Source organism: Billgrantia sp. C5P2, assembly GCF_051062895.2.
This window is the reverse complement of record NZ_CM128542.1, coordinates 4,216,716-4,242,821: the sequence shown is the minus strand read 5'-3', so window position 1 is coordinate 4,242,821 and position 26,106 is coordinate 4,216,716. Positions and strand designations below refer to the sequence as shown.

Annotated in this window: 29 protein-coding genes; 15 read left to right on the top strand and 14 right to left on the bottom strand. The window is 66.3% G+C overall.

What is annotated here, in order from left to right:
* Window positions 1-38: 38 nt before the first annotated feature.
* Both ACRWQA_RS19730 and ACRWQA_RS19725 read left to right on the top strand, forming a co-directional pair.
* A complete protein-coding gene (locus ACRWQA_RS19730) occupies window positions 39-998 on the top strand; it encodes a helix-turn-helix domain-containing protein (protein ID WP_446326218.1) in 960 nt (319 codons plus the stop codon).
* 102 nt (window positions 999-1,100) lie between these two features.
* A complete protein-coding gene (locus ACRWQA_RS19725) occupies window positions 1,101-1,577 on the top strand; it encodes a MarR family winged helix-turn-helix transcriptional regulator (RefSeq protein ID WP_434229975.1) in 477 nt (158 codons plus the stop codon).
* A gap of 69 nt (window positions 1,578-1,646) precedes the next feature.
* On the opposite strand, the gene gfa is transcribed toward ACRWQA_RS19725, so the two are convergent.
* The 8 genes from gfa to pqqA all read right to left on the bottom strand — a co-directional run bounded on the left by gfa (window position 1,647) and on the right by pqqA (window position 9,525).
* A complete protein-coding gene (gfa, locus tag ACRWQA_RS19720) occupies window positions 1,647-2,378 on the bottom strand; it encodes an S-(hydroxymethyl)glutathione synthase (protein WP_434229972.1) in 732 nt (243 codons plus the stop codon).
* Between the two features lie 26 nt (window positions 2,379-2,404).
* Window positions 2,405-3,514, bottom strand: a complete 1,110-nt coding sequence (locus tag ACRWQA_RS19715) for an S-(hydroxymethyl)glutathione dehydrogenase/class III alcohol dehydrogenase (protein WP_446326217.1) — start codon at window positions 3,512-3,514, stop codon at window positions 2,405-2,407.
* A gap of 145 nt (window positions 3,515-3,659) precedes the next feature.
* Window positions 3,660-6,161, bottom strand: a complete 2,502-nt coding sequence (locus ACRWQA_RS19710; RefSeq protein WP_446326216.1) for an insulinase family protein — start codon at window positions 6,159-6,161, stop codon at window positions 3,660-3,662.
* On the bottom strand, window positions 6,158-7,309 hold the full coding sequence (gene pqqE, locus ACRWQA_RS19705) for a pyrroloquinoline quinone biosynthesis protein PqqE (protein ID WP_446326215.1): 1,152 nt from the start codon (window positions 7,307-7,309) through the stop codon (window positions 6,158-6,160). The genes ACRWQA_RS19710 and pqqE overlap by 4 nt, the downstream gene beginning before the upstream one ends.
* Complete coding sequence (gene pqqD / locus ACRWQA_RS19700; protein ID WP_263581419.1) at window positions 7,302-7,586, bottom strand: pyrroloquinoline quinone biosynthesis peptide chaperone PqqD; 285 nt, start codon at window positions 7,584-7,586, stop codon at window positions 7,302-7,304. Before pqqD ends, pqqE begins: the two co-directional genes overlap by 8 nt.
* The gene (gene pqqC, locus ACRWQA_RS19695) at window positions 7,586-8,368 is read right to left on the bottom strand and encodes a pyrroloquinoline-quinone synthase PqqC (protein ID WP_434231212.1); all 783 of its coding nucleotides are present in this window, start codon (window positions 8,366-8,368) and stop codon (window positions 7,586-7,588) included. Before pqqC ends, pqqD begins: the two co-directional genes overlap by 1 nt.
* A gap of 66 nt (window positions 8,369-8,434) precedes the next feature.
* On the bottom strand, window positions 8,435-9,361 hold the full coding sequence (gene pqqB, locus ACRWQA_RS19690; RefSeq protein WP_434231209.1) for a pyrroloquinoline quinone biosynthesis protein PqqB: 927 nt from the start codon (window positions 9,359-9,361) through the stop codon (window positions 8,435-8,437).
* 92 nt (window positions 9,362-9,453) lie between these two features.
* A complete protein-coding gene (pqqA, locus tag ACRWQA_RS19685) occupies window positions 9,454-9,525 on the bottom strand; it encodes a pyrroloquinoline quinone precursor peptide PqqA (RefSeq protein ID WP_081786101.1) in 72 nt (23 codons plus the stop codon).
* Window positions 9,526-9,858: 333 nt separating this feature from the next.
* On the opposite strand from pqqA, the gene ACRWQA_RS19680 reads away from it, so the two are divergent.
* The 8 genes from ACRWQA_RS19680 (at window position 9,859) to ACRWQA_RS19645 (ending at window position 17,687) form a co-directional block, all read left to right on the top strand.
* A complete protein-coding gene (locus ACRWQA_RS19680; protein ID WP_263581416.1) occupies window positions 9,859-11,682 on the top strand; it encodes a methanol/ethanol family PQQ-dependent dehydrogenase in 1,824 nt (607 codons plus the stop codon).
* A 103-nt stretch (window positions 11,683-11,785) separates the two neighbouring features.
* The gene (locus ACRWQA_RS19675) at window positions 11,786-12,325 is read left to right on the top strand and encodes a c-type cytochrome (protein WP_263581415.1); all 540 of its coding nucleotides are present in this window, start codon (window positions 11,786-11,788) and stop codon (window positions 12,323-12,325) included.
* Window positions 12,326-12,368: 43 nt separating this feature from the next.
* Entirely contained in the window at window positions 12,369-13,211 is an 843-nt protein-coding gene (locus tag ACRWQA_RS19670) for a quinoprotein dehydrogenase-associated putative ABC transporter substrate-binding protein (RefSeq protein WP_434231204.1), read from the top strand.
* Window positions 13,208-13,849 carry a hypothetical protein gene (locus ACRWQA_RS19665; RefSeq protein WP_434231202.1) on the top strand — a complete coding sequence of 214 codons (642 nt, stop codon included), beginning with the start codon at window positions 13,208-13,210 and terminating at the stop codon, window positions 13,847-13,849. The genes ACRWQA_RS19670 and ACRWQA_RS19665 overlap by 4 nt, the downstream gene beginning before the upstream one ends.
* A 67-nt stretch (window positions 13,850-13,916) precedes the next feature.
* Entirely contained in the window at window positions 13,917-15,128 is a 1,212-nt protein-coding gene (locus ACRWQA_RS19660) for an ABC transporter substrate-binding protein (protein ID WP_434231199.1), read from the top strand.
* Window positions 15,129-15,139: 11 nt separating this feature from the next.
* The gene (locus ACRWQA_RS19655) at window positions 15,140-16,123 is read left to right on the top strand and encodes a PQQ-dependent catabolism-associated beta-propeller protein (RefSeq protein WP_434231196.1); all 984 of its coding nucleotides are present in this window, start codon (window positions 15,140-15,142) and stop codon (window positions 16,121-16,123) included.
* Window positions 16,120-16,890: an ABC transporter ATP-binding protein gene (locus tag ACRWQA_RS19650; RefSeq protein ID WP_263581410.1), complete on the top strand. Its 771-nt coding sequence runs from the start codon at window positions 16,120-16,122 to the stop codon at window positions 16,888-16,890. The genes ACRWQA_RS19655 and ACRWQA_RS19650 overlap by 4 nt, the downstream gene beginning before the upstream one ends.
* The gene (locus ACRWQA_RS19645; protein WP_412031182.1) at window positions 16,881-17,687 is read left to right on the top strand and encodes an ABC transporter permease; all 807 of its coding nucleotides are present in this window, start codon (window positions 16,881-16,883) and stop codon (window positions 17,685-17,687) included. The genes ACRWQA_RS19650 and ACRWQA_RS19645 overlap by 10 nt, the downstream gene beginning before the upstream one ends.
* A gap of 3 nt (window positions 17,688-17,690) precedes the next feature.
* On the opposite strand, the gene ACRWQA_RS19640 is transcribed toward ACRWQA_RS19645, so the two are convergent.
* The 6 genes from ACRWQA_RS19640 to ACRWQA_RS19615 all read right to left on the bottom strand — a co-directional run bounded on the left by ACRWQA_RS19640 (window position 17,691) and on the right by ACRWQA_RS19615 (window position 21,014).
* Window positions 17,691-18,083 (bottom strand): c-type cytochrome, encoded by a 393-nt coding sequence (locus ACRWQA_RS19640; RefSeq protein WP_434231193.1) that lies wholly within the window; start codon window positions 18,081-18,083, stop codon window positions 17,691-17,693.
* 7 nt (window positions 18,084-18,090) lie between these two features.
* On the bottom strand, window positions 18,091-18,453 hold the full coding sequence (locus ACRWQA_RS19635) for a hypothetical protein (protein ID WP_434231191.1): 363 nt from the start codon (window positions 18,451-18,453) through the stop codon (window positions 18,091-18,093).
* Window positions 18,454-18,525: 72 nt separating this feature from the next.
* The gene (locus tag ACRWQA_RS19630) at window positions 18,526-18,912 is read right to left on the bottom strand and encodes a hypothetical protein (RefSeq protein WP_434231189.1); all 387 of its coding nucleotides are present in this window, start codon (window positions 18,910-18,912) and stop codon (window positions 18,526-18,528) included.
* Window positions 18,913-18,997: 85 nt separating this feature from the next.
* Window positions 18,998-19,309 carry an AzlD family protein gene (locus ACRWQA_RS19625; protein ID WP_263581406.1) on the bottom strand — a complete coding sequence of 104 codons (312 nt, stop codon included), beginning with the start codon at window positions 19,307-19,309 and terminating at the stop codon, window positions 18,998-19,000.
* Window positions 19,306-20,022: an AzlC family ABC transporter permease gene (locus ACRWQA_RS19620; RefSeq protein ID WP_434231186.1), complete on the bottom strand. Its 717-nt coding sequence runs from the start codon at window positions 20,020-20,022 to the stop codon at window positions 19,306-19,308. Before ACRWQA_RS19620 ends, ACRWQA_RS19625 begins: the two co-directional genes overlap by 4 nt.
* Complete coding sequence (locus ACRWQA_RS19615) at window positions 20,019-21,014, bottom strand: LLM class flavin-dependent oxidoreductase (RefSeq protein WP_434231183.1); 996 nt, start codon at window positions 21,012-21,014, stop codon at window positions 20,019-20,021. The genes ACRWQA_RS19620 and ACRWQA_RS19615 overlap by 4 nt, the downstream gene beginning before the upstream one ends.
* A 171-nt stretch (window positions 21,015-21,185) precedes the next feature.
* Between ACRWQA_RS19615 and ACRWQA_RS19610 the strand changes: the two genes are divergently transcribed.
* From ACRWQA_RS19610 to ACRWQA_RS19590, 5 genes are all read left to right on the top strand, one after another.
* Window positions 21,186-22,820, top strand: a complete 1,635-nt coding sequence (locus tag ACRWQA_RS19610) for a BCCT family transporter (protein WP_434231181.1) — start codon at window positions 21,186-21,188, stop codon at window positions 22,818-22,820.
* Window positions 22,821-22,907: 87 nt separating this feature from the next.
* Entirely contained in the window at window positions 22,908-23,084 is a 177-nt protein-coding gene (locus ACRWQA_RS19605; RefSeq protein ID WP_263581402.1) for a hypothetical protein, read from the top strand.
* Between the two features lie 12 nt (window positions 23,085-23,096).
* Window positions 23,097-23,795, top strand: a complete 699-nt coding sequence (locus ACRWQA_RS19600) for an extensin-like domain-containing protein (RefSeq protein ID WP_434231178.1) — start codon at window positions 23,097-23,099, stop codon at window positions 23,793-23,795.
* A gap of 72 nt (window positions 23,796-23,867) precedes the next feature.
* A complete protein-coding gene (locus tag ACRWQA_RS19595; protein ID WP_263581400.1) occupies window positions 23,868-24,815 on the top strand; it encodes a cobyrinic acid a,c-diamide synthase in 948 nt (315 codons plus the stop codon).
* Between the two features lie 61 nt (window positions 24,816-24,876).
* Entirely contained in the window at window positions 24,877-26,094 is a 1,218-nt protein-coding gene (locus tag ACRWQA_RS19590) for a toxic anion resistance protein (RefSeq protein WP_263581399.1), read from the top strand.
* Window positions 26,095-26,106: the final 12 nt, after the last annotated feature.

Sequence of the window (26,106 nt, the reverse complement as noted above, 5' to 3'; positions counted from 1 at the left end):
GCTGGTGCCGTTAACCGAATCATGCTGCCGAGTTTCAAATGACGCGTTTTTCATGGGGGGCGGGTATGCGCTATGAAGTTCGTTCCTTCCATGACCCTCAGCAGCATGCGGCTGCGATACAGGGCTGGCGGCAGGTCTACGACCAACTTGGCGCCGGCCGCCTTTCCAGCGAGCTTTTCCAGGTGTCGGGCGAGCGCTTTCAGGTCTTCCATGAGGTGCTCGACAAGCGCGTCGTCCAGCGGGGGCACGCGCCCAGGCAGCGGTTCTGCATGGCCTTTGCCACGGGAAGGCCACCCATCATTCAAGGCTGCAAGGTCAGTTCCAACAGCGTTCTGCTGCTGCGCGATGGCGAAGAGTTTCTGCTGCATGCCCCGGAAGGGATGGCGTTCATGTCGTTGGGCGTCGATCTCGAGCGATTCACCCGCCTGGCGGAGATCGAGCTGGGTTCGGCCCAGTTCGCCCAGTTGGTCTCCATGCCGGGGATGAACGTGCCGATGCGGCTGTTGAAAGAGATAAAGGTACAGGTGTGCCGGAACTTCGATGGCTTCATTCGTCCGGGGGAGCATGAGGCACCCATTATCGAGAAGGACATCGAGGATACCTTGATGGCGGTGCTACTCGATCTTCTGCTGCAGGCGCATGGTGAGAAGAAGCGCAGCGAACTCGCCGTGAGTTCGTATATCGTCAAGAAAAGCCAGGAGCTTGTCCTGGCCGATCCGGACAGTCCGCTCAGCGTGCTCGATCTATGCGAGCACTTGCGGGTGAGTCGCCGAACGCTGCAGAACAGCTTTCAGCGGGTGGTGGGCATTCGCCCGGTGGAGTTCCTGCGTAGCATTCGGCTCAATGCGGTACGCAGGAAGTTGGCAAGCACATCCACCTGGGAATGTACCGTCGGGGATGCGGCCTACGAGATGGGATTTCGCCACCTGAGCCACTTCTCGGCCAGCTACCACAAGCTGTTCGGGGAGTATCCGTCCGAGACACAAAGGCTGGAGTGAGTGGTGAGCGAATCCCTGCTCGACATAACAGGTCGCGGCTGTCGTTACGGTGGGCACATGTTAGAATATTCCACTATTTTATCGCCCTGGAGTGCCCACCCTATGGTCGACAAGGACGAGCTGGCATCCTCCTTCTTCCCGCTTTCCGATGACTATCGTGCCCAGGATTTCCCGTTCTACTGGGTGGCCCGCCTGAACGCCAAGTACAGCGCCGACGTGGACACGCTGCTCAAGCCCCATGGACTGAGTTCCTCCAAGTGGCGGGTGCTGATGATCCTGCACGAGCAAGGCCGCCTGAGCATGTCGGATATCGCCATCCACGCGGTGGCCAAGCTCTCCACCATCACCAAGATCGTCTACAAGATGCAGGAGGCGGGGCTGCTCAAGACCGCTCCCTCGCCCCAGGACGGTCGGGTCACGGAAGTGGAGCTGACCGAAGGCGGCGAGGCCAAGCTGGCCGTGGCCAGGGAGCTTACCGCTCAGGTGGTGGAGAAGGCCTTCAGGGGGCTGCGCAAGGACGAGGTTGTCTACATCAACCAGTGTTTGAGCAAGATGTTCCGCAATCTCAACGCGCTTTGAGTCGATCTTGACGTGAAAGGCCCCGGACCCCTCATCTGTTGATTAGGAGCCCGGGGCCTTATGGTTAGATCAAAGCACTCCCTTGGCCTTGGCGGTATGCGTGGCGATGGCGTCCATCAGCGGCGGCGAGAGGCAGTCGTAGGGTGGCAGGCCCAGTTCCTGGAGCCGTGAGCGCACGTTACTCATGTTGTCAGGGTCGGCGCCGGACTCGATGATCGACGAGACGAAGGCGGCGAACTCGGGGCCGGCCCAGCCGTCGTCGTAGGAGAGCTCGGTATGGATGAAATCCAGTCCATGAAAGGGGTGGCCGGTGTTCTCGATGCGGCCGTACATGTGCACGCCGCATTCGCGGCAGGCGTGGCGCTGGATGGCGGCGGCCGGATCGACCACCTCGAGCTTGTCCTCGTTGGCAGTGACCCGGAGCTGGTCGCGGGGTACCACGGCCACCATCGAGAACAGCGCGCCTTCGGGCTTCCAGCACTTGGTGCAGCCGCAGACGTGATTGTGGGCGCACTGGGCGTCGACCGTCACCTCGACCTGGTTGCTGCTACAGTGGCAGTAGAGCTTGCCACCGGTGAAACTCTCGCTACCCCGCTTGACGCCGTCGTCGACGGCGGGATGGATGTGAACGCTATGGTGGCTCATGGTGGGCTGACTCCCCTGTGTTGTCGTTGTCGCCGCGGGAGGCGGCGTACGGGGCGTGCTCTGCGTTGGGGCGGTTCTCGTGCTGCTGCCAGGCGCGGCACGCGGCGGGGCGGGCTTGCCGCCGAACCAGCGCTGGATCATGTCCATCAAGCTCATGGTTGCCTCCTTGTCCCTTGGACGCGTCAATACCGAAGCACGGTACGGATGCTCTTGCCCGCGTGCAGCAGCTCGAACGCCTCGTTGATCTTCTCGAACGGCATCTCGTGGGTGATGAACTCGTCGATCTTGAGCTCGCCGTCCATGTAGCGCTGCACGTAGCCGGGCAGCTCGCTGCGCCCCTTCACCCCGCCGAACGCCGAGCCGCGCCACACCCGGCCGGTGACCAGCTGGAACGGCCGCGTCGAGATCTCCTCGCCGGCCCCGGCCACGCCGATGATCACCGACTCGCCCCAGCCCTTGTGGCAGCACTCCAGCGCCGAGCGCATCACGTTGACGTTGCCGATGCACTCGAAGGAGTAGTCGACCCCGCCGTCGGTCAGGTCGACGATCACCTGCTGGATCGGGTCCGAGTGCTCCTTGGGGTTGACGAAGTCGGTGGCGCCGAACTGGCGCGCCAGCTCGAACTTGTCCGGGTTGACGTCGATGGCGATGATGCGGCTGGCCTTGGCCATCTGCGCGCCCTGGATCACCGCCAGGCCGATGGCACCGAGGCCGAACACGGCCACGGTGGAGCCCGGCTCGACCTTGGCGGTGTTGAGCACCGCACCGATGCCGGTGGTCACGCCGCAGCCGAGCAGGCAGATCTTGTCCAGCGGCGCCTCCTTGGAGACCTTGGCCAGCGAGACCTCGGGCAGCACGGTGTACTCGCTGAAGGTCGAGCAGCCCATGTAGTGGTGCAACATCTGGCCGTCGAGCGAGAAGCGCGAGGTGCCGTCGGGCATCAGGCCCTGGCCCTGGGTGGCACGTACCGCCTGGCACAGGTTGGTCTTGCCCGAACGGCAGAACTTGCACTGGCCGCACTCGGCGGTATAGAGCGGGATGACGTGATCGCCGGGCTGGACGCTGGTGACCCCTTCGCCCACCGCTTCGACGATGCCGGCGCCCTCATGGCCCAGCACCGAGGGGAACAGCCCCTCCGGGTCGGCGCCCGAAAGCGTGAAGGCGTCGGTGTGGCAGACGCTGGTCGCGGCGATATGCACCAGCACTTCCCCGGCTTTGGGGTCCTGGACGTCGATTTCGGTGAGTTCGAGGGGCTGGCCCGCGGCCATGGCGACGGCGGCGCGTGATTTCATGGCAGGTCTCCCTGGGTTGTTGTCGTAGGGCCGCGTTAGGCCGTGAAAGGGTCGACGCTGATGACAGTCTAGGTGAGCCGGGGCAAACGGATTGTGACGTGGTGACACAACAGAGTTGCATACGGGCAACATTGTCCAGCGTGGGTTACGCGTCTGCCCCGCTCGGGCGGTGAAGCCACCAGCGCATTGCTAAACGGTCCATGGCGAGATCCTTCGCCAGGCAGAGGAGATCGTCGCAGTGCAGCGCTGCCAGCGCTTGCTCCTCGGCCTCCCAGGGCAGTGGCTGCCAGGGCGAGGTGTCGCTACCCGCCGCTGCCTGGCGGCGCAGTGCCTGCCATAGCCGGGCCGTGGCCTCGGCGTGAGTCTCGGGGCGGCCGGCGTGGCTGAGCAAGCCATGCCGGCGCTGTATCATCTCTGCTGGGGAGAGTTTCGCCAGCGCTTCGCCCTGCCGGGAGAGGAAGTCGAGGATGGCCTGGCGCAGAGCGCCTGCCTCGGTGCCGGGAGACTGGATCACGTAGCCCAGTCGCGGGAAGCCCGACGCCTCGCGATAGCGCACCGCCGCCACGTAGCCCAGGCCGCGGCGCTGGCGCATTTCGTGATGAAAGGCGGCATCGTGGCACTGGGCCAGCAACCGCAGCAGCCAGCGGCTGCGGGGAGTGTCGTCGGGGCCGAGGAGCTCCAGCATGGCGGCATGGTCGCTGCCCTGAGGAGGCAGCCAGTGCGTATCTTCCTGCGCCCCGTGCCGCGGTTCGTCAACCGGCGCTGGCGCCTCTGCCAGCCGTTCGGCCAGATGCCGGATGAGCGCTTCGGCCGCCCGTTCATCGGCGCAGCCACTTGCCCATCCCAGCAGGTCTCCGGCCCCGGCGTCATGCGCCACGGGGGCAGGCAGGGTCTCGAGCCGCGCCAGCATGCGTTGGGCCAGCAGTCCTTCGGCCGGGCCAGTGGAGGCCGGCGCGGTCTTCTCCGGCCAGCAGGCCACGGCCAGCTCCACCAGCGCCTCGAGGCGCTCGGTCGTGCCCGTGGCGATGAGCCAATCGCCGCGAGCATCGCCCGCGCAGCTCAAGCGCATGCCGTGGCTGGCGGCCGCTTGGCGTAGCGGCAGGGTGTTCTGCCGCCACTGGGCCAGGCGCGCGGCCTGCTGCGAGGCTGGCGCGGGCCAGCCCAGGCAGAGACTGGCCGGCGGCGCATCGGGCAATAGAATCGGGTCCCCGGTCCAGAGCGTAAACTGCTCGTTCCGGTGCAACTGACGTGGCGTTGGGTCGCCGGCGCGTGGGTGGGTCGAGCGGACGGTGAGCGCCGGTGGCGCCCGCCAGGGCAGCGGCATGCTCTCGCCCGGCAGCGGTAGGGCGTGCCAGGCGGTGCCGGTTTCCGCCAGCGTCGCCCAGCGGTGCGGCGTCAAGGGCGATTGCCACAGTAACCGGCACTGTTCGGGAGCGAGCCAGGGCAATAGCGGCTCGGTAGACGCGTCGGCCGGCTGGGGCGTGTCCTGGTGGTTGGCTACCAACTCAGTGGCGCGCCGGCGCGGCCAGGCATCGAGATCCAGCGGAGCAGCGGGTGGGGTGGGCAGCGGCGCGGCGAGAGCCCGTTCCAACGCGCTGTGACAGGCGCTCACCATCGCCTGCACCGCCTCCCTATCGGGTGCCGGCGACAGGCACAGAGCCAGTGCGTTACCCATGCCATCGGGAGCGAGTGTGACTTCCAACTGCTCCAGCTCAATGGCGGCCTGCAGGGTGGCGGCAAGCCGGCCATCGGCCAGCCGGGCCGCCACGCTGGCCAGCCAGTCGGCATGCGCACTTGCTTGTTCCTCGGGCAGGGGCCAGAAGAGTTCCAGCGTCGTCGTTCGGGACTTGGTGCCGGCCTTGGCCGTGGGCGGATGCCAGGCCACACCTCCCGGTTCGCTCCAGCGCCAGTTTCGTATCGGCGCCCTGGCCTCGCGAGCCGGTAACGCCGCACCGTGCCGTGCAAGCAGCTCCAACTGTTCCTCGAGCGGCAGCGGCCCCAGCATGACCAGCACCATGCGCTCGGCGCCGTAGTGCAGGCGGTGGAAATCGCGGAGCTGTGCAACCAGCCGGGGCGTATCATCGCCCAGGGTATTGCGGTTACCGGCATGACAGAGCCGGGCGGGATGCCCCTCGCGACAGAGCCGGCCGAGCGCTGCTCGCCGGTGCAGGACCGGGTCGGCCAGCCGGGCCTGGAACTCGGCATCGAGCACCTTCACTTCCTGGGCGATGCGCTCGAGCTCGAAGCGTGGTTGGGCCAGCATGTCCACCAGACGGGCCAGCCCTTCGTCGGCATCGCCGGGCGGCAGGTGCAGGTGAATGTCGGTGACGGTTTCTTCGGTGCGGGCGTTGTAACGTCCACCACGCTCGCCGACCCAGCAGGCCAGTTCGCTCGAGTCGGGAAAGTTTGCCGATCCCAGAAACATGGCGTGTTCGAGCAGGTGGGCCAGGCCGCGGCAGTCGCCAGGTTCGTCCAGGTAGCCCACGCCCACCGCACCGACCAGGCGTTGCAGGCGAGCGCCTGGCACCTCCGCTGCAGCGATTGTCAGGCCGCTTGCCAAGCGGGTCTCATGCAAGCGGCTACCCGGCGGTAGCCCTGCGCGCCGGGCAGTCTCGTCGTCGTTGGGGGCAGTCGTTGGAGCATTCATGTACGGCAGAACACCCGCGACTCGTGCACGTTGCGTGGGGTCAGCGCCTCCATGGAGGGTGCGCTGGCGTCGGCCTCGCGGCGGGCGGCCTCGATCAGGTGATGATCCGGCGACAGCGAGCAGACCGGGTCGGTGGCGGTGGCATCGCCGGTCAGCAGGTAGGCCTGGCAGCGGCAGCCACCGACGTCCTGGTGGCGTTCGTCGCAGCTGCGGCAAGGCTCGCTCATCCAGGCGTCGCCGCGGTAGCGGTTGAAGGCCTCGCTGTCGTACCAGATCTCGCGCAGCGGGCGTTCGCGCACGTTGGGGAACGTCATCGGCAGCATCCGCGCGCTGTGGCAGGGCAGCACCGCGCCGTCGGGCGCCACGGTCATGAAGATCGCGCCCCAGCCGCCCATGCACGCCTTGGGGCGCTCGGCGTAGTAGTCGGGTACCACGAACAGCAGGCGCATGTCGCGCCCCTGCGCCGCCAGCCGCTCGCGCCAGCGGGCGGTGGTGGCCTCGGCCACCTCGAGCTGCTCGCGGCTGGGCAGCAGCCCCTCGCGATTGAGCTGGGCCCAGCCGTACATCTGGCAATTGGCCAGCTCCACGGCGTCGGCGCCCAGCTCGTCGCACAGGGCGATGATGTCGTCGAGGCGGTCGATGTTGTGCCGGTGCAGCACCACGTTGAGCACCATGGGGTAGCCGGCGGCCTTGACCGCGCGCGCCATGGCCAGCTTCTTGGCGTGAGCCTTGGGCGAGCCGGCCACCGCCGCGGCGACCTCGGGGTCGGAGGCCTGCAGGCTGATCTGGATGTGATCGAGCCCGGCCTCGTGCAGCGCCGCGATGCGCGCCTCGTCGAGCCCCAGCCCGGAGGTGATCAGGTTGGTATAGAAGCCGAGCCGGCGCGCCTCGGCCACCAGCGTCTCGAGGTCCTGGCGCACCAGCGGCTCGCCGCCGGAGAAGCCCATCTGTACCGCCCCCATGGCACGGGCCTGGGTCAGCACCTCGATCCACTCGTCGGTGGTTAGCTCCTCCTTCACCGCGGCGAAGTCGAGCGGATTGGAGCAGTAGGCGCACTGCAACGGGCAGCGATAGGTCAACTCGGCGAGCAGCCACAGGGGGGCGCCGGTGGCGCCGTTGACGGCGGCGGTATGGGTACGGTCAGTCATGTTGGATCCACCCTTGTCGGGCGGCATCGAGCAGGAATTCGTGCACGTCCTGTTCGATCGCCGCGGCGGGAGCATCGGGGAACCGGGCCTGCAGGTTCGCCACCACGTTCGCCACGTCGCGCTGGCCGTCGAGCTGGGTGAGGATGGCGCCGGCACTGTCGTTGAGCTGCACCATGCCCTCGGGATAAAGCAGCACATGGCGGCCCTGGGCCTCCTCCCACTGCAGGCGCCAGCCGGGGCGCAGGCGGTAGACGATAGCGGGTTCGATCATGGTCATCATAGCCCCCGGTGGTAGACGCGCCGGTCGGTGACGCTGTGGTAGGGCGGCCGCTCGAGCTGGTACGCCAGGGTCATGGCATCGAGCATCGACCATAGCACGTCGAGCTTGAACTGCAGGATCTCCAGGGCGCGCTGCTGGGCAGCGGCGGTGGTGCATACCGCTAGTGCCACCTCCAAGCCGTGGTCGACGTCGCGGCGCGCCTCCTTCAGGCGCTTGCGGAAGTAGCCGTAGCCGGCCTCGTCGATCCAGGGGTAGTGGGTCGGCCAGGTGTCGAGTCGGCTCCTGTGTGCCTCGGGGGCGAACAGCTCGGTCAGCGATGAGATGGCCGCCTCGCGCCAGTCGGCACGGCGCACGAAGTTGACGTAGGCATCCACCGCGAAGCGCACACCCGGCAGCACGTGCTCCTGCGCCCACAGCTCGTCGCGGGTCAGCCCCACCGCCTCGCCCAGGGTCAGCCAGGCCTCGATGCCGCCGCCATCGTTGTCGTGACCGTCGTGGTCGAGCAATCGCTGGATCCAGCGGCGGCGCGTGGCGGCGTCGGGGCAGTTGGCCAGCAGGGCGGCGTCCTTCTGGGGAATGTTGACCTGGTAATAGAAGCGATTGGCCACCCAGCCGCGGATCTGCTCCGGTGTGGCGCGCCCTTCGGCCATGTCGACCTGATAGGGGTGGTGGATATGGTAATAAGCGCCCTTGGCCAGCAGGGCCTCGCGGAAGGCTTCGGAAGAGAGGGCCGGCGCGTCGGTCTCGGCCGCGGCGAAAGGGGATGCGATGGAGCTCATGGACGCTTCCTTCCCTTGCATGGCGTGATGATGGTTATTGTTGTGACGTTATCCGACGTTGCCGGTTCATATCTCCAGGCGCATGCCATCGAAGGCAACCTCGATGCCGGCATCACCCAGGGTGGCTCGCTCGGGCGAGCGCTCGTCGAGGATAGGATTGGTGTTGTTGATGTGGATCAGCACCCGACGGGTGGACGCCGGCAGGTCGGCCAGTTCTTCCAGCAGACCGTCCACGCCCGCCAGCGCCAGATGGCCCATGTCGGCACCCGTGGCCTGGCCCACGCCGGCGCGAATCAACTCGTCGTCATGCCATAGCGTGCCGTCGACCAGCACGCAGTCCGCCCGGCGCAGAAAACCACGCACCCGCTCGTCGAGCCGGCCGAGCCCCGGCGCATAGAACAGCCGCGTGCCGCGATCGCGGTCCTCGATCAGCAGGCCGATGTTGTCGCCCGGCGAGGGGGCTCCGCGCCGCGGCGAATAGGGCGGCGCGTTGCTGCTCAACGCCACGGCGGTAACTATCAGGCCAGGGCAGGCCGGCACCTCGAATTCGGCCTCGAGATGAGCTTCGTCGACGCCGATGGGCTGCCAGTTCAGGCCACCCCAGTGCTTCAGCATGGTGAACAGAGGGAAGCCGCTGCTCAGGTCCTGATGCACGTTGGGCGTGCACCACACGTCAAAGGGGCAGCCTTCGCGCAGCGACAGCAGGCCGGTGGCGTGATCGATCTGTGCGTCCATCAGCAGCACTCCGCCGATGCCACTGTCGCGCGGGATCCGGCGCGGATGCAGTTCGGGATTGGTGGCCAGCTGGGTGCGGATGTCGGGAGAAGCATTGCACAACAGCCAGTTTTTCCCGTCGCTGCTGATGGCGATCGACGACTGAGTGCGAGGGGTGGCCGCGATGCTGCCGTCGCGCAGGCCGCGACAGAGTGAACAGTTGCAGTTCCACTGGGGAAAGCCGCCGCCAGCAGCCGCGCCCAGAACCAGTACATGCATGCAGAGCTCCGTTGCCGGTGATAAACGAAACACGGCTGACGCCCGAGGTGGGCGTCAGCCGGTCGATGCTACATCCTGATCCTGAGTCGGGTTCAACGGTTGGAGATGTACAGCGTTACTTCGAAACCGAGACGAAGATCGGTATACGCAGGCTTGGTCCACATAGGAGGCCCTCCACATTGGGTGGATTTCTTTGCATGCACTCCCCAGTAAAGCAGTGAACGGCGCGGTTGCCTTTCGACCTAAGTCGCATGCGTGAAAAGCTGGCACGAATGTAACGCGTTGAAACGCCGCTGTGACGCGGCTCGATAACGAAGCGAAGGGATTGTTGCCAAGGGGCAATAGTCTTTTGAGCCCAAAGCGGTGCCTAATTTACCCCTGTCGACCTGTGCCTAGGCAAAGTTGTGCTAGACCTTCTCAATGTCAATAGCTGAAACACAACTATACAAGATGTGCCGTTTCCCCAGGCACACCTTCAGTGAGACGGAGACGACGCCATGCTTAGGGAGACAGGTTACGCACTAGCGGCCGTGGGATTGCTGGCCGCATCGGTGGCACACGCCAACCAGAATCAACTCGAACTCCAGCAGAACCCCGAATACTGGGCAACTCAGCTGGGCAACTATCACGGCAACCGTTTCAGCGAGCTGGACCAGATCAACCGCGACAACGTGGGCGAGCTGCGCTCAGTCTGGCAGTTCTCCACAGGCGTGCTGCGCGGTCATGAAGGCGGCCCTCTTTATGTCGGCGACGGGCGGCTATACATCCACACCCCCTTCCCCAACAAGATATTCGCCCTCGACCTGGAAGACGAAGGGCGCGTGGTCTGGAGCTACGAGCCGGACCAGGACTCCCGCGTCATACCGGTGATGTGCTGCGACACGGTCAACCGCGGCCTGGCCTACGCCGATGGCCGCCTGTTCCTTGGCCAGGCCGACAATACTCTGATCGCACTGGATGCCGAGACGGGCGAACTGCTGTGGGACGTCAGCAACGGCGACCACACCGTCGGCGAGACCAATACCATGTCGCCCCTGGTGGTGCACGACATGGTGCTGATGGGTGTCAGCGGCGGCGAGTACGGCATTCGCGGCCATATGACCGCCTATGACGTCGAGACCGGCGAACAGGTGTGGCGCGGCTACTCCACCGGCCCCGACGACGAAGTGCTGATCGATCCCGAGACCACCACCATGCTGGGCGAGCCGATCGGTGAGGCCGACCTTGGCGTCTCCACCTGGCCCGAGGGCGAATGGGAACGCGGCGGCGGTGCTCCTTGGGGCTGGGTCACCTACGACCCCGAGCTTGACCTGGTCTACTACGGTACCGGCAACCCCGGCACCTGGAACCCCGAGCAGCGCACCAAGGATGGTGAGCCCGCCGACAACAAGTGGGCGATCACGGTGTTTGCCCGCGACCCCAAGGACGGGACGGTCAAGTGGGTCTACCAGAAGGTGCCCTTCGACGAGTGGGACTACGACGGTGTCAACGAGAACCAGCTGATCGACATCGAATACGAGGGCGAACAGCGCAAGGGGCTGGCGATCATCGACCGTACCGGCTTCGGCTTCCTGCTCGACCGCGAAACCGGTGAGCTGCTGGTGGCGGAGAAGTTCGCCCCCGAAACCAACTGGGCCGATGACTACGACATGGAGACCGGCCGGCCCAACGTCAACGAGCAGTACAGCACCTACCGCCAGGGAGTGGACGTCAATACCACCGACATCTGCCCCACCGCCATGGGCGCCAAGAACATGCAGCCGAGTGCCTACTCGCCGCGCACCGGGCTGATCTATGCCGGTATCAACCGGATCTGCATGAACTACGAGCCCTTCGAAGCCGAATACGTGGCAGGCCAGCCCTACGTCGGCGCCACCCTGACCATGATGCCGGCACCGACGCAGAACGGCAGCATGGAAGGCCGCATGGGCAGCTTCATCGCCTGGGATCCGGTGGCTGGCGAAACCGTGTGGGAAGTGGACGAGCGCTTCGCGGTCTGGAGCGGGGCGCTGGCCACGGCCGGTGACCTGGCGTTCTACGGCACGCTGGAAGGGCACGTGAAGGCGGTCGATATCGAAACCGGCGAGGAGCTGTGGCGCTTCAAGACTCCCTCCGGGATCATCGGTAACGTCAACACCTTCCAGCACGAAGGCAAGCAGTACGTGGCCGTGCTTTCCGGCGTCGGCGGGTGGGCCGGCATCGGGCTCGCGGCTGGCCTGGAGAACCCCGAGGACGGACTGGGTGCGGTGAGTGCCTTCTCCGCTCTGGGGGACTACACCAAGCTAGGTGGCGTGCTGACGGTTTTCGCCCTGCCGGATTGAGCCGGTTCATGATCGGGCGGGTATGGCGATGCCATGCCCGCCCAACCTTGTCTTTCCGGCAGCGTCACCTACGACGTGCCCGAGCTGTAGAAGGAAGTCCTGCATGACGGTATTTGCACGTTCCTGCCGCGTTATCCTTTCCATCTTCGTCGCCCTGCTGACGCTGGGCCTGGTCCAGGCCCTGGCCGACGAGCATCGCATCACCGGCGAGGCCCCAGGCGCCTTCGTCGTCGAGGACGGCAAGGTCGACCCCGACACCTACGAGGGCTACCTCATCTACACCCGAGTCTGCATGGCTTGCCATGGGCCCGACGGCATGGGCTCCTCTTTCGCGCCCAATCTGGTCCGCGCCGTGGAGCGGCGCGGCTGGGAAAATTTCGCCGGTACCATCGCCTCCGGGCGCGAGGTTCAGCCTGGCCAGGTGATGCCTTCCTTCGCCGATGACCCCAACGTCATGGGCAACATCCCCAAGATATTCAGCTATCTGCGTGCGCGCGGCGAGGGTGGCCTGGGGCGCGGTCGCCCGAAGATCATCGAGTCGATGCAGGAGCAGGACGAGGAGAGCGACGCAAAGGCTGAGGAAGAAGAAAAAGACGAGGCAGAAGAAAAAGACGAGGCCGCCGAGGAAGCGAGCGCCGAGTAAACGTGGCACCGTTCGCAATGCCATTTCCGCCCGCGGAGGATGCATGAGAGCAGCCTGTCGTCAGATGGTACGAGCCGTGACGCTGGCCCTGGGCCTGGTCGCCGCCTGTGCTGCCGTCGCCGAACCCCCCGAGCGCCAGGAGCGCGAGGCCCTGCGGGTCTGCGCCGATGGCAACAATCTCCCTTTCAGCAACCAGGCCGGCGAAGGCTTCGAGAACCGCATCGCCGAGCTGATGGCAGAAGACCTGGGCGTGCCGCTGACCTACGTGTGGGCACCGCAGGTGATGGGCTTCGTGCGCAACACCCTGGAGCTTCGCGTCTGCGATGTGATGATCGGCGCCGTGGCCGGCTACGGGTTCGTACAGAACACCAATGCCTACTATCGTTCGGTGTATTCCCTGGTGGTGCCCGAGGACTCCGAACTCGAGGCGACCCGCCTGAGCGATCCGGCCTTCGCCGGGCGGCGTATCGGCGTGGTGGCGGAGACCCCACCGCTGGTGCCACTGCGGCGCAGCGGGGCGCGGATCCAAAGCTACCCGCTGATGGTCGATACCCGGGTGCGCGCGCCGGTGCGCGACGCCGTCGAGGACGTCGTGAAGGGCAACACCGAGGGTGCCGTGTTGTGGGGGCCGCTGGCCGGCTACTACGCGGCGCGCCAGGACCCGCCGTTGAAGGTCATTCCCTTGGTCGGCGATGACTCCGGGGCGCAGCTCGACTACCGCATCACCATGGGCATTCGCCATGGCGAGCCCCACTGGAAGGACTGGATCAACGACTTCATCGACCGTCACCAGGAGGAGATCGAGGCCATCCTGACCGACTATCACGTGCCGTTGCTCGACCGGCGTGGCCAATTGATCGAGGCGGGCGAGGGAGGTGATTCATGAGCCGAGCGATTCGCCTGCGCCTTCTGCCACTGGGAGTCGCCATGGGCTTGATGCTGGGCGGCATGGCTCAGGTCGAGGCCCAGCGCGCGGCGGCGGGTCCGCCCGACTGGCCCTGCGTGCAGCGGCTGATCCCCGAACTGGCCTGGGGCACCATCTGGACCGGCCCGCCGCTGGACGAACTTGAGCAGGACTGGTGGGAGGATGAGGAGATCGGACGAGTGGTGCGTTTTGCCACCTCTCGCTCGACCCCCGAGGAGCAGGCGCTGGCGCGGGTCAGGGAGTTCATCGATACGGTGGACGAGGAGGAAGCCGAGCAGCGCCTGACCCTGCTGTTCTCCGGCCTGTTCGAACTCACCAACCGCGAGCGCAGGCGTGCCATCGAAGGGATTCGCCGAGCCTCGCGCGCCCAATTGACACGCCTGGAGACGGTTTCCGCCATGGTCGACGAGCTGGAGGAGCGGCGCGCCGACGACGAGGCGGATACGGCCGAGATCGAGCGGCTCTCCGAGGCGTTGTTCTGGGAGCAGCGCACCTTCCAGCATCGCCAGCAGGCGCTACCGGCCATGTGCGACCAGCCCTACCTGCTGGAAGAGCGGCTGTCTCGCATGGTCAGGGAGATCATGGCGCGAATGCCGTGAGCTGGCTTGGCTGGTAGTGAGGACCATAACGACAACAGCGGCAGCGCCGACTGCCTGAGGAGTACGCATGAGAACACTACCGCGATCCCTTCGCTGGCTGGCGGTAGGTGGGTTGGCCTGCGGCCTCGGGTGGTCGCCGCTGCTCTCGGCCGACACGCTCGAACCTATCGTCGTGGGCTACCTGGGCATGGAGCGGCCCGACGACCGGGAGCCGCTCTCGGTGCTCGACCCCGTGCTCGACGACGAAGGGATTCAGGGCGCCCGCCTCGGGGTCAGCGACAACAACGCCTCGGCGCAGTTTCTGGGCCAGGAATTCATCCTGCACGAGGTGGAGGTCGCCCAGGGGGGTGACGTCGGCGAGGCGCTGCAGAGCCTGGTCGAGCAGGGTGTGGAGTGGATCGTCAGCGGCCTGCCCGGTGAGGTGTTGACCGAGGTGATGGCGCACCCCGCCCGCGGCGACCGCGTGGTCTTCAACGCCGGGGCGCCGGACGACGAGCTGCGCGGCGAGGCTTGCCACCCCGAGCTCTACCACACCACCCCGAGCCGACGCATGCTGGCCGACGCCCTGGCCCAGTTCCTCGGTTTCAAGCAGTGGAACCGCTGGGCGCTGGTCTACGGCAACACCGAGGAGGATCGTATCCTGGCCGATGTGCTGCGCGCCGCGGCCGAACGCTACGGCCATCGCATCGTGGTCGACCGGCAGTGGCCGCACGACCCCTTGGCGCGCCGCGCCGAGGGCGGTTTCCATGCCATCCAGCGCGAGATCCCGGTGTTCGTCCAGGATTTGCCCGAGCACGACGTGCTGGTGATCGCCGACGAGACCGACTATTTCGGTGAATATTTCCCCTACCAGACCTGGACGCCGCGCCTGGTGGTGGGTACCCAGGGGCTGATCGCCACATCCTGGCACCGCGCTCACGAATCCTGGGGCGCGGTGCAGTTGCAGCGACGCTTCGAGGAACTCACCGAGCGCTGGATGACGCCGCGCGACTTCGGCGCCTGGCTGGCGGTGCGTTCGCTGGGCGAGGCAGCGGCGCGTACCGGTTCCGTCGAGCGCGATACGATCCTCGAGTACATGCTGAGCGAGGAGTTCGAGCTCGCCGGCTATCTGGGCCTGCCAGTCAGTTACCGCACCTGGAACCACCAACTGCGCCAGCCCATCCTGGTCACCGGGCCGCGCATGGTAGCCTCGGTGTCGCCGCAGGAGGGCTACCTGCATCCACGCACGCCACTCGATTCGCTGGGCGTCGACGAGGGGGAATCGACATGCCGCTTCTGAGCCGAGGGAGCATGCCTCCCGCCACCAAGCATGCCGCCCTCGGGCTGGGATTGGCGAGTCTGCTGATGCTGCCCCTGGCCGCCCAGGCCGAGCGTATCTTCGTTTCCAACGAGAAGGACAATACCGTTTCGGTGATCGACGGCGCGAGCCTCGAGGTGGTGGAGACCATACGCGTCGGGCGCCGCCCCCGTGCGATGGCCTTCAGCAGCGATGGCAGCGAGCTGTTCGTGGCGGTGGGCGACGACGAGTCCATCGACATGATCGATCTCGAGACGCTGCAGGTGGTGCGCAGCCAGTCCTCCGGGGAGGACCCGGAAGTGATCCGCGTCGACCCCAACCGACCCTACGTCTACGTCTCCAACGAGGACGACAACATCGTCTCGGTGCTCGACTACGAGCGCCGCACCCTGGTGACCGAGATACCGGTGGGCGTCGAGCCCGAGGGGCTCGGCATCAGCCCCGACGGACGCTGGCTGATCTCCACCACCGAAACCTCCAACATGGCACACATCATCGATCTCGAGACCATGGAGGCGGTGCACCATCGCCTGGTAGGAGCCCGGCCGCGGCACGCCGAGTTCACCCATGATGGCCGCGAGGCCTGGGTCTCGTCGGAGATCGCCGGACTGGTGACGATCCTCGACATGGAGGAAACCTTCGACATCAAGCACACCATTCGCTTCGACGTTCCCGGCGTACCGCGTGAGACCGTGCAGGCGGTGGGGGTCGTGCTGACCTCGGACGGTCGCTACGCCTTCGTCGCCCTGGGCCCCTCCAACCGCGTGGCGGTGATCGACCAGCAGAGCTACGAGGTGCTCGACTACATCCTGGTCGGTCAGCGGGTCTGGCACCTGGCGCTCAACGGCGACGAGAGCCGGCTCTACACCACCAACGGGGTCAGCGGAGACGTCACCATGATCGAAGTGGATGGCCTGCGGGCGGTCAAGTCGATTCCGGTGGGGCGCTTCCCCTGGGGAGTGATCGTCGAACCGTGAGCGAAGTGACCGCTGTGCGTGGAGGAACGGCACCTGCCCTCGAGATTGCCGGGCTGAGCTTCACTTATGATGGAAAACCGGTGCTCGAGGCACTCTCCGTGGCCATGGCGGCGGGGGAGTTCGTCGTGCTGCTGGGGCCCAACGGTGCCGGCAAGACCACCCTGTTCTCGCTGATCACCCGTCTTCACGATCGCCGCCGGGGCGAGATCCGCATCGGCGGCTTCGATGTGCGCCGTCAGGCAGTGCAGGCGCATGCTCGCATCGGCGTGGTGTTCCAGCAGCCGACCCTCGACCCCGACCTCAGCGTGGCGCAGAACCTTGCGTACCACGGTGCCTTGCACGGCATGGGGCGGCGCGAGGCGAGCTTGCGAGCCGAGGCGCAGCTCGAACGGGTGGGGCTGGCCGACCAGCGTCGCACGCGGGTGCGCCAGCTCTCAGGCGGTCAGCGACGGCGGGTGGAGATCGCCCGCGGGCTGATGCACTCACCGCGCCTGCTGCTGCTCGACGAGCCCACCGTGGGGCTGGATATCGCCTCGCGCCGCGAGCTGGTCGAGCATGCTCACCGGCTGTGCGCCGAGGAGGGCGTGGCGGTACTGTGGGCGACCCACCTGATCGACGAGGTGCGCCCCGGCGACCGGGTGCTGGTGCTGCATCGAGGCCGCCTGCTGGCCGACGAGCGGGCCGAGGCGTTGCCCACTCGGCTCGGCGTCGATAGCCTGGGCGAGGCTTTCGACCGCCTGGTGGGCGGGGAGGGTACATGCGCCTGATGCCTTGGCTGAACTGCCTGCGCGGCGTGGTGGGGCGCGAACTGCTGCGCTTCCTGCACCAGCGCAGCCGCTTCCTGGCGGCACTGGTGCGGCCGCTGGTGTGGCTGTTCGTGTTTGCTACCGGCTTTCGCATGGCGCTTGGTGTTGCCATGACCGAGCCCTACCAGACCTACATTCTCTACGAGGTCTACATCGTGCCGGGGCTGGTGGGCATGATCCAGCTGTTCAATGGCATGCAGAGTTCGCTGTCGATGGTCTACGACCGCGAGATGGGCAGCATGCGGGTGCTGCTGGTCAGTCCCTTTCCGCGCTGGTACCTGCTGGTGTGCAAATTGCTCGCCAGTACCCTGGTGTCGGTGGTGCAGGTCTACGTCTTTCTTGCCATCGCCTGGGCCTACGGCATCCAGGCGCCCCTGATGGGCTACCTCTACCTGCTGCCGGCGCTGCTGGTGACCGGCTTCATGGTCGGTGCCCTGGGGCTGCTGCTCTCCTCCTTCATTCGCCAACTGGAGAACTTCGCCGGAGTGATGAACTTCGTCATCTTCCCGATGTTCTTCCTCTCCTCGGCGCTCTATCCGCTATGGCGCATCCGCGAGGGCAGCTACCTGGTCTACCAGATCGCCGCGCTCAACCCCTTCACCCATGCCGTGGAGATGATCCGCTTCGCCATGTACGAGCGCTTCAACGCTGATGCGGCAACGATCAGTGTGGTCGTAGCCGCGATTTTGCTGGCGCTGGCAATCCTCGGCTATAACCCTTCCCGTGGCATGATGGCCCGCAAGGGCGGCGGGGACTGAGCCTCAGGGCTTGGCGATACTTTCCAGGTAGTCGATGATGCGCTGGCGCGAGCGCTCGTCGAGCCCCCACAGCACCATGCGCGTGCCGGGCAGGAACTCCTGGGGTCCGGCGAGGAAGGCGTCCAGGTTCTCGCGGTTCCATGTGAGGTCGGCTTGTTCCAGGACCGGCGAGTAATCGAAGTCCTCGAGGCTGCCGGCCGGTCGGCCGACCAGGGCGTGCAGGCTGGGGCCGGCCAGGTGACGACCGGGTTCGATGCTGTGACAACCGATGCACTGCGAGCGGAACAATCGTTCGCCCTGGGCATGTTCGTCAGCCGCGCCTGGCACCGGAGTTGAAAGCATCGCCAGCAGGGCGAGGACGGCCGGCGTCAGGCCGAGCCGGAAGGCGTGCGACACGGGCACCTCAGAAGCAGCGCAGGTTGGCGTCGGCCTGGGCCCGATGCAGGGCGTCGACCTGATCCTGCATGCCGCGTTCGGTGCGGAACAGCACGCCGAGTTCGCCGCGCTGGTCCTGCATACCCAGCACCGTCTCGACCTGTTCGTAGGTCTCGTAGGGCAAGTGTTCGGCGATCACGTCGATGCTGCAGGAGCACTTCTGCATGGTCAGGTAGTCGTTGCCATTGGACGCCATGCAGCCCAGCACGTAGTCGACACGCGCCTCGGTGGGGTAGTCGTTGGCCAGGCTCGTCGTGGCGAGGGGGAGCAGCAGGCAGGCGAGCACCGTCTGGCGCAGCACACCGGCTGCTGTCGTCCGAAGTCGAGGCATTGTTGTTGTCTCCGGAAGCATCAGGGATATGGCTTCAAGTTATTGCAATCGAGAGCTTTTTTCCATAACCGGTCAGCCGTTGCGTTCGTCGTCGCGCACCTGGTAGTCGCCTTCCAGCAGCTCGTGCTCCCCGGGGCTGGGGCGTCCGCGGTGGTGGGTCTCACGATAGCGGGTCTCGCTGTAATGGTAGCCGCTGCCGGCATCCTTGGCCTGCTCGGCACGGATCTGCTCGAGGCGCTTCTTCATGCGGTAGCGCACGATCGGCAGCATGGCCCAGCCGAGCAGCAGAAAGAACAGACCGAGTACGGTGCCCACGATCAGCAGCAGGCCGAACAGCAGCCAGGTCAGGATCAGCTTCAACCCACCCAGGGGGCCGCGGGGCGCTTGATTCGCCCGGGTGCGCCACTGTTGGGCAGCCTGCCAGGCGGCATTGCGGCGAGGATCGTTGCGGTCGAACATGCACGTCTCCGATGATGACGCCGCAGCGCGGCGTGCGAAATGACTGTCCCTTTGAGACTGTGGGACATGGATCGTTCCCTGGAAACTATGCGACCAGTCGCCACAGGGCAGCGGTGAGAATGCCGGCGCTGATCGCTGCAAGGGCCTTCTGGGTGGTCAGCATCACCACGAGCGTGGCCAGCAGCGCCAGGCGCGCGCCCCAGTCGCCTTGCGCTGCCATGGGGGTGATCACCGCGACCAGCACCGAGCCCGCCATGGCATTGATGAAGCGTTCCACCTTGGGGCCGATGGGGATTCGCGACATCACGAACACGCCGCCGGCGCGGGTCAGGTAGGTAACCAACGCCATGACCATGATGGCAATGACGGCTCCCGCCGTCGTCGAGGGCAGGGTCATGCGGGCTCCTTCTGTCGGCGCGGCAACAGCATGCCCGCCAGCCCGCCGGCCAGGGCACCGACGATCACATGGGAGTGCGGCGGCAGCCAGGTCATGGCCGCCAGGGCGGCCAGCGCGGCGGCGCCCCACGGTAGCAGCATCGCCAGGTCGCGACGCCCGCCTACCAGCATGGCCAGCAGGAAGCAGCCCATGATCACGTCGAGTCCGAAGCGCTCGGGCTCCTCGATACCGCTGCCGAAGATTACCCCGAGCAGCGTGCCCGCAAGCCAGGTCAGCCACAGGGCGATGCCGCCTCCCACCAGCATGCCGACATTGGTCTCGCCGCGCTGGCGATCGGCGGCGGCCATGGCCCAGTTGGAGTCGCTCATCACCACCAGGCTGGTGTAGCGCTGGCCGGGAGGCAGGTGGGCCAGCCAGGGCTGGATGGCGGCCCCCATCAGCAGGTGTCGGGCGTTGATGGCGAAGGTGGTGGCGATCAGTGGCAGCAGCGGGATTTCCGGCCCCCATAGCTCCAGGGCGGCGAACTGCGAGGCACCGGCGAATACCAGCGCACTCATCAGCATGGCCTCCAGGCCCGACAGGCCGCGCGACAGGGCGGCCACACCGTAGGCCAGGCCGAAAACCACCACGAACAGCGAAAGCGGTGCCATGCGGCGGATGCCGATGAGAATACCGGCAAGATCGAGCTGGGCGCCGGGTGCAGGTGGGGTCATGCGTGCCACACCTCGCTGACGATCTCGTAGCTGCGCAGTCGATCCTCGCTGGCGTAGGTATCGGTATTGAGCATCAGTTCGTCGGCCCCGGTCAGCTCGAGGAAGCGCTCGAGCCCCTCGCGCACGGTATCGGGTCCGCCGATCACCGCCGCGCCCAGGAACTGTTCCACCTGCACCCGTTCCATGGGCGTCCAGTCGAGGGTCTCGACCGGCGGCAGCGAGCGGGTGCGACGGCCGCGCACCATGCCGAGGAACTTCTGGCGGGTGGTGGAGGCGAGGAACTGGGCACGCTCATCGCTCTCGGCGGCGATCACCGGCAGCCCGACCATGGCGTAGGGGCGTTCGAGCAGCGCCGAGGGGCGGAAGTTGTCGCGGTAGAGCCTGAGCGCCTCGTGCAGGTAGCCGGGGGCGAACTGGGCGGCGAAGGCGAACGGCAGCCCCTCGCGGGCGGCGAGCTGGGCGCTGTAGCCGCTGGAGCCGAGCAGCCAGAGCGGGACGTTGGTGCCCTGGCCGGGCACGGCGCGTACGCGCTGGCCCGGCCTCTCCTCGCCGAGGAAGCCTTGGAGCTCGGCCAGCAGCTCAGGGAAATTCTCGGCACCGGCATAGGGGTCGCGGCGCAGCGCGGCCATGGTGGCGGCGTCGGAGCCCGGCGCTCGGCCCAGCCCCAGGTCGATACGCCCCGGATAGAGCGTCTCCAGGGTACCGAACTGCTCGGCGACCACCAGCGGCGGATGGTTGGGCAGCATGATGCCACCACTGCCGACGCGGATGCGTGAGGTGGAACCGGCGATATGACCGATCAGCACGGCGGTGGCGGCGCTGGCGATGCCGTCGAGGCTGTGGTGCTCGGCCAGCCAGTAGCGGGTGAAACCCAGGCGTTCGGTCAGCCGGGCGAGCGCCACGCTCTCGGCGAAGCTGTCGGCAATGGTACCGGCCTGGCGGATCGGCGCCAGATCGAGGACGGACAGTGGGGTGTCGGAAAGTCGGGACATGTTCGAGACTCGTTATAACCTTTAGCCTGCTTGGTTTCTCCAGAATCGTCGTCTCGAGGCCGCGATGCAATGGTTTTGTGGCCCGAATCGACGGCAGTGACAGTGGATTGTGTGGCGTCAGGGTTGGCCTGCTAGGATGAGGGCGTTCAAGGACGAAGCAAGGAGCACCTCATGGCCAACCACGGAGGGCAGCGGGTCTTTACCGTATCGGCCCTGATCATTCTGGCGCTGGTGGCACTGGGCGCCGGTTTTCCCGAGGCCTTCGGCGAGGCGGCCGATGCGGCGCTCGCCGGCGTGACCCGGCTATTCGGCTGGTTCTATCTTTTTTCGGTGTTCGGCTTCGTGCTTTTTCTGCTGGCGCTGGCGTTGAGCAAGTACGGCAAGATCCGCCTCGGGCCGCAGGACAGTACGCCGAGTTTCAGTTTCTTCTCTTGGGTGAGCATGCTGCTGGCGGCGGGCTTCGGCGTGGGCCTGGTGTTCTACGGCATGGCCGAGCCGATGCTGCATTACGTCGAACCGCCCTACGGCGACGTGGCCGCCGAGAGCACCGAGGCGGCGCGCTACGCCATCCAGTACAGCTACTTCAACTGGGGCATCCACCAGTGGGCGGCCTTTTCCGTGGTCGGGCTGATCATCGCCTATTTCCAGTTCCGCAAGGGACAGGCCGGGCTGGTCTCCTCGGTGCTGTCGTCGATCGCGGCCAAGTACCCCCGGGTGCGCCCCTACGCACCGACCCTGGACGTGTTCGCCGTGGTGGCCACGGTGATGGGCGTGGCGACCTCGCTGGGGCTGGGTGTGCTGCAGCTCAATGGCGGCTTCAATGCCGTGTTCGGTCTGCCCGAGAACGTGCTGTGGCAATCCCTCATCCTGTTCGTCATGTTCCTGGCCTACATGGCTTCCACCTGGTCGGGATTGGACAAGGGCATCCGCCGGCTCTCCAATCTCAACATGATCCTGTGCATCGGCCTGATGCTCTACGTGCTGGTGGCCGGCCCTACGGTGGCGATCCTCGAGACCATTACCCTGGGCATCGGCGACTACCTGCAGAACTTCATCGGCATGAGCCTGCGTATCTCGCCCTTCAGCAATAACACCTGGGCAGCCAACTGGACGATCTTCTACTGGGCCTGGGTGATTGCATGGTCGCCCTTCGTCGGCACCTTCGTGGCACGGGTGTCGCGCGGGCGCACCATCAAGGAGTACGTGTTCGGCGTGCTGATCGTGCCACCGCTGCTGGCCTGCCTGTGGATCGGCGTGTTCGGCGGCGCCGCCCTGCAAATGGAGCTTGCCGGCGACGTCGGCCTGGCGAGCGCCACCGAGGCCAACATCACCGTGGCGCTGTTCGAGATGTTCGAGCTCATGCCCTTTACCGGCGTGCTCTCGGTGGTCGCCATGCTGTTGATCTTCATCTTTCTGGTCACCTCGGCCGACTCGGCCTCCTATATCGTGGCCCAGATGACCGACAACGGCTCGATCAACCCGCCGCTGTTCAAGCGGGTGATCTGGGGCGTGCTGATCGCGGCCATCTGCCTCACCCTGATCGCTGCCGGTGGCCTGACCGGGCTGCAGTCGGCGGCGGTACTCTCGGCACTGCCCTTTACCTTCATTCTCTACGGCATGATCGTGGTGCTGGTGCGTGAGCTGCGTGCCGATCGCCAGTCCATGCTCACCCAGCTCTACCGCCGCCATGGCGAAACACCGGTGGGTGCCGATGCCTTCGAGGCCGAGCTGTTGGGCGAACAGGAGCGGTTGCGTCGCGCTCCCAATGTGGTCAACCGACGCATCAACCGCCGCGAAGGCGGTTAGGCAAGATGCGTCTAACAGCGATTGCCGGTAGCCAGCATGGAGCGCAGGTCGTAAGCTCTAAGAAAAATGGGGAACCGGACGCTGACCATGTCTCTCATCGGCTCACGCCAGCGCTCGTTGCAGCGCGGTGCCACCCGCCGGCGACAGCCGAAGCACCGCCGCCCGGGAGGCTTCGATCGCTGGCTAGACCGTGCGGTGGACATTGCCGTGCTCACCGCTTTGACGGTAGGGGGCGTGGCGTTGGTACTTCACCTGCTGCTGTAGCGCCGAGGCGAGATGCGTTCATTGCTGGTCCTGGTCGTACTGATTGCCGCCGCTGGCGTGGCCTGGTGGCAGTTCGAGGAACGGATCCCCTCCCACTGGCATCCTTGGAAGCCGCTGAGCGTCGACGATACCCTGACCCCGGTCACCAAGTGGAAACTCCGGCGCCTGGCTGACGACCGCGAGGCGTGCCTGACAGCGCTCGGCACGGCGCCGGAGGAGGCGCTGCGGATGACGCCGCTCGACGACCACGAGCCGGCCCCCGGTTGCCCGCTGAGCAACGTGGTGCGCGTCCACGGCAGTGATGTCGAGTTCAATGCCAGCTTCGTCGCGAGCTGCCCGCTGGCCCTGGCCTGGGTCATGTACGAACGCCAGCGGCTGCAGCCGGCGGCAGAGACCCACTTCGGCACCCGTGTGGCACGTGTCGAACATTTCGGGAGCTTCTCCTGTCGCAATGTCTACGGACGCGAGAGTGGGCGGCGCAGCGAGCACGCCACGGCCGAGGCCCTGGACATAGCCGCCTTCGGCCTGGAGGACGGGCGTCGGATCACCTTGCTGGAACACTGGGACGACGAGAACTCGCGGGGAGCCTTCCTGCGCGAAGCGAGAGATGGCGCCTGCGACCTGTTCGGCAGCGTGCTGGGACCGGCGTACAACCGCGCCCATGCCGACCATTTCCACTTCGGCATGCGGGGCTTCCGTCTGTGCCGCTGAAGTCTTCAGGCTCGCACGCTGTCGTCGGCCCCCGTACACTCAGAGGCATCTACCCGCTGGCGCACGAGGCTTATGCTGGGATTCTTGCAGGGATTCGCTTACGGGCTCTTCGTCACCTGTCTGCCATGGTGTCTGGTTGGGCTGGCCAATCCGCGGCTGGCGGTAGCCACCGATAACCCCAATCGTTTCCAGGTGCTGTTTCGCTACTGCCTGCTGGTGCCCTTCATCAGCACGGTACTGTGGCTGACGTCGCTGTGGGGTGGCTTCGGACCGAGCCTGGGCGGTTGGCTCGCCGGTCTGGTGGCGGTGGGCGTATCGTTGCCCGTGGAACGTGGCTGGCGCCGCTGGCGTGCTCGGCGGCATCAACGCCGGTTGCAGGAGCGGCTGGCGGTCGAAAGCGAGCGGCGGCGCGCCGAGCAGGAACGTGCCGCGCGCGAAACCGGCGTGGCCGAGCTGGACCCGGCCCGGCCGCCGGTGGGTGCCGACGAGCTGGTGCTGTCGCTGTGCCGGGCCAAGCAAGGCCTGCTCGACGTGAAGCGTGCCGACCTGGCGAGCCAGGTCGATCGCTTCTACACCCGCTATGCCCATGTGATGGAGCTGTTGGCGGCCCGCTTCGACCGCAGCGAGCTGGCCTTCGAGCGCTCCCGCGGACTGATCACCGAGGTCTGCCTCGGTGCGGTGGATACCTTCACCTCCATGGCGGCCCAGGCGCGTGGCGTGATGGGGCTGGACGGCGACTATGTGCGCCGGCGCCTGGAGCAGGAGGGTGCTCGTTTGTCCGTCGAGGAGCGGATTGCGCTCAAACGCCGGCTCGAGCTGATCGAGGAAACCGACCGCCGCCTGCGCCGCCTGGTCGCGCGCAACGAGTCGGCTCTGACCCTGCTCGACGATACGGCGGTGGCTCTCGCCCGGGTCGAGACGGGACGTCCTCAGGCCACGCTTGCCACCGACCGGGCGCTCGAGGAACTGCGACGCTTCATCGAAGGAGCGGAACGCTACAGTCGCCATGAGCGCCGTTGATCCATGCGCCGACTTTGGTTGCTAAGGTGTGGGTAAGCGCCTGAAGGGGGAGGGAAGCACTATGAACCAGTCGTCCGAACGTGGCTCGCCGCTCTCGCTGCCACCGGTGGAGCAGATCGCCAGTGAGCTCGAAGAGGTCGCCCCCGAGCCGATGGATAGTGAAGAGGTCGTGATAAATGACCCGGAGCTCGAGCAGTTGGCGGACTCCTTCGTCGACGAGGTGCTGGCCAGCGAAGGCGCCGCCCTCGAGCGCCAGCGGCGTGCGGTGGATGAGATGGGCCTCGAGTTGCAGCAACAGGCGGCGCATCACAGCGAGATGTTGCAGGCACCGCTGCGCAAGCTGGCCCATCAGGGCGACGAGGGCGGCCCGGTGGCCAAGGCGCTGATCGATCTGCGCGGGCACATGCAGGATCTCGACCCGCACCAGCATCGCCTGTCAGCGGGGCCGTTCGACCGCCTGCTGGCGCGCATTCCCGGCGCCGGCAGCCGCGTGCAGCGCTACTTCCGCAAGTTCGAGAATGCCCAGCAGGCGCTGGATGCCATCATCGCCGACCTGGAAGCGGGGCGCGACATGCTGCGTCGCGACAACATAACGCTCAGCGATGACCAGGAGAACCTGCGCCAACTGCTGGGACGGCTGCAGCGCCAGGTCGACCTGGGTCGGCTGATCGACCGTCGCCTGGTGCAGGCACTGGAACGGCTCGGCGACGCGCATCCGCAGCGCGCCTTCATCGAGGAGGAGCTGCTCTTCCCGCTGCGCCAGCGCATCGTCGACCTTCAGCAGCAGCAGGCGGTCAGCCAGCAGGGCGTGCTGGCCCTGGAAGTGATCATCCGCAACAATCGAGAACTGATTCGCGGCGTCGACCGAGCCATCCACGTGACCGTGTCGGCGCTGACCGTGGCCGTGGCCGTGGCACTGGCGCTGGCCAACCAGCGCCTGGTCCTCGACCGAGTCGAGTCGCTCAATACCACCACCTCGGAGATGATTGCCGGAACGGCGAGGACGCTGCGTCAGCAGGGGGTGGAGATCCAGACTCGTGCCGCCTCGGCGCAGCTCGACATGCAGGCGCTGGAGCAGGCCTTCGACGACGTGCTAGGCGCGATCGACGACCTGTCTCACTATCGCCAGGAAGCGCTGCCCCAGCTCGATGCCCAGATCGACCGCTTGGCGCAACTGGCGCGCCGCGGCGGCAACGCCATCGACAGGCTGCAGCGTGGCAATGAGATCCAGTCATCCGATTCGGAAGAGAAGGAACCGCCATCTCAGCATGAGCCTTAGGCCAGGCCTCCG

What these genes read in the sequence shown, in the direction of transcription:
- ACRWQA_RS19730 (WP_446326218.1), top strand. Translation starts at nt 39, where the DNA reads ATGACGCGTTTTTCATGGGGGGCGGGTATGCGCTATGAAGTTCGTTCC.
- ACRWQA_RS19725 (WP_434229975.1), top strand. Translation starts at nt 1,101, where the DNA reads ATGGTCGACAAGGACGAGCTGGCATCCTCCTTCTTCCCGCTTTCCGAT.
- gfa (WP_434229972.1), bottom strand. Translation starts at nt 2,378, where the DNA reads ATGAGCTTGATGGACATGATCCAGCGCTGGTTCGGCGGCAAGCCCGCC.
- ACRWQA_RS19715 (WP_446326217.1), bottom strand. Translation starts at nt 3,514, where the DNA reads ATGAAATCACGCGCCGCCGTCGCCATGGCCGCGGGCCAGCCCCTCGAA.
- ACRWQA_RS19710 (WP_446326216.1), bottom strand. Translation starts at nt 6,161, where the DNA reads ATGAATGCTCCAACGACTGCCCCCAACGACGACGAGACTGCCCGGCGC.
- pqqE (WP_446326215.1), bottom strand. Translation starts at nt 7,309, where the DNA reads ATGACTGACCGTACCCATACCGCCGCCGTCAACGGCGCCACCGGCGCC.
- pqqD (WP_263581419.1), bottom strand. Translation starts at nt 7,586, where the DNA reads ATGACCATGATCGAACCCGCTATCGTCTACCGCCTGCGCCCCGGCTGG.
- pqqC (WP_434231212.1), bottom strand. Translation starts at nt 8,368, where the DNA reads ATGAGCTCCATCGCATCCCCTTTCGCCGCGGCCGAGACCGACGCGCCG.
- pqqB (WP_434231209.1), bottom strand. Translation starts at nt 9,361, where the DNA reads ATGCATGTACTGGTTCTGGGCGCGGCTGCTGGCGGCGGCTTTCCCCAG.
- ACRWQA_RS19680 (WP_263581416.1), top strand. Translation starts at nt 9,859, where the DNA reads ATGCTTAGGGAGACAGGTTACGCACTAGCGGCCGTGGGATTGCTGGCC.
- ACRWQA_RS19675 (WP_263581415.1), top strand. Translation starts at nt 11,786, where the DNA reads ATGACGGTATTTGCACGTTCCTGCCGCGTTATCCTTTCCATCTTCGTC.
- ACRWQA_RS19670 (WP_434231204.1), top strand. Translation starts at nt 12,369, where the DNA reads ATGAGAGCAGCCTGTCGTCAGATGGTACGAGCCGTGACGCTGGCCCTG.
- ACRWQA_RS19665 (WP_434231202.1), top strand. Translation starts at nt 13,208, where the DNA reads ATGAGCCGAGCGATTCGCCTGCGCCTTCTGCCACTGGGAGTCGCCATG.
- ACRWQA_RS19660 (WP_434231199.1), top strand. Translation starts at nt 13,917, where the DNA reads ATGAGAACACTACCGCGATCCCTTCGCTGGCTGGCGGTAGGTGGGTTG.
- ACRWQA_RS19655 (WP_434231196.1), top strand. Translation starts at nt 15,140, where the DNA reads ATGCCTCCCGCCACCAAGCATGCCGCCCTCGGGCTGGGATTGGCGAGT.
- ACRWQA_RS19645 (WP_412031182.1), top strand. Translation starts at nt 16,881, where the DNA reads ATGCGCCTGATGCCTTGGCTGAACTGCCTGCGCGGCGTGGTGGGGCGC.
- ACRWQA_RS19635 (WP_434231191.1), bottom strand. Translation starts at nt 18,453, where the DNA reads ATGCCTCGACTTCGGACGACAGCAGCCGGTGTGCTGCGCCAGACGGTG.
- ACRWQA_RS19630 (WP_434231189.1), bottom strand. Translation starts at nt 18,912, where the DNA reads ATGTTCGACCGCAACGATCCTCGCCGCAATGCCGCCTGGCAGGCTGCC.
- ACRWQA_RS19625 (WP_263581406.1), bottom strand. Translation starts at nt 19,309, where the DNA reads ATGACCCTGCCCTCGACGACGGCGGGAGCCGTCATTGCCATCATGGTC.
- ACRWQA_RS19620 (WP_434231186.1), bottom strand. Translation starts at nt 20,022, where the DNA reads ATGACCCCACCTGCACCCGGCGCCCAGCTCGATCTTGCCGGTATTCTC.
- ACRWQA_RS19615 (WP_434231183.1), bottom strand. Translation starts at nt 21,014, where the DNA reads ATGTCCCGACTTTCCGACACCCCACTGTCCGTCCTCGATCTGGCGCCG.
- ACRWQA_RS19610 (WP_434231181.1), top strand. Translation starts at nt 21,186, where the DNA reads ATGGCCAACCACGGAGGGCAGCGGGTCTTTACCGTATCGGCCCTGATC.
- ACRWQA_RS19605 (WP_263581402.1), top strand. Translation starts at nt 22,908, where the DNA reads ATGTCTCTCATCGGCTCACGCCAGCGCTCGTTGCAGCGCGGTGCCACC.
- ACRWQA_RS19600 (WP_434231178.1), top strand. Translation starts at nt 23,097, where the DNA reads ATGCGTTCATTGCTGGTCCTGGTCGTACTGATTGCCGCCGCTGGCGTG.
- ACRWQA_RS19595 (WP_263581400.1), top strand. Translation starts at nt 23,868, where the DNA reads ATGCTGGGATTCTTGCAGGGATTCGCTTACGGGCTCTTCGTCACCTGT.
- ACRWQA_RS19590 (WP_263581399.1), top strand. Translation starts at nt 24,877, where the DNA reads ATGAACCAGTCGTCCGAACGTGGCTCGCCGCTCTCGCTGCCACCGGTG.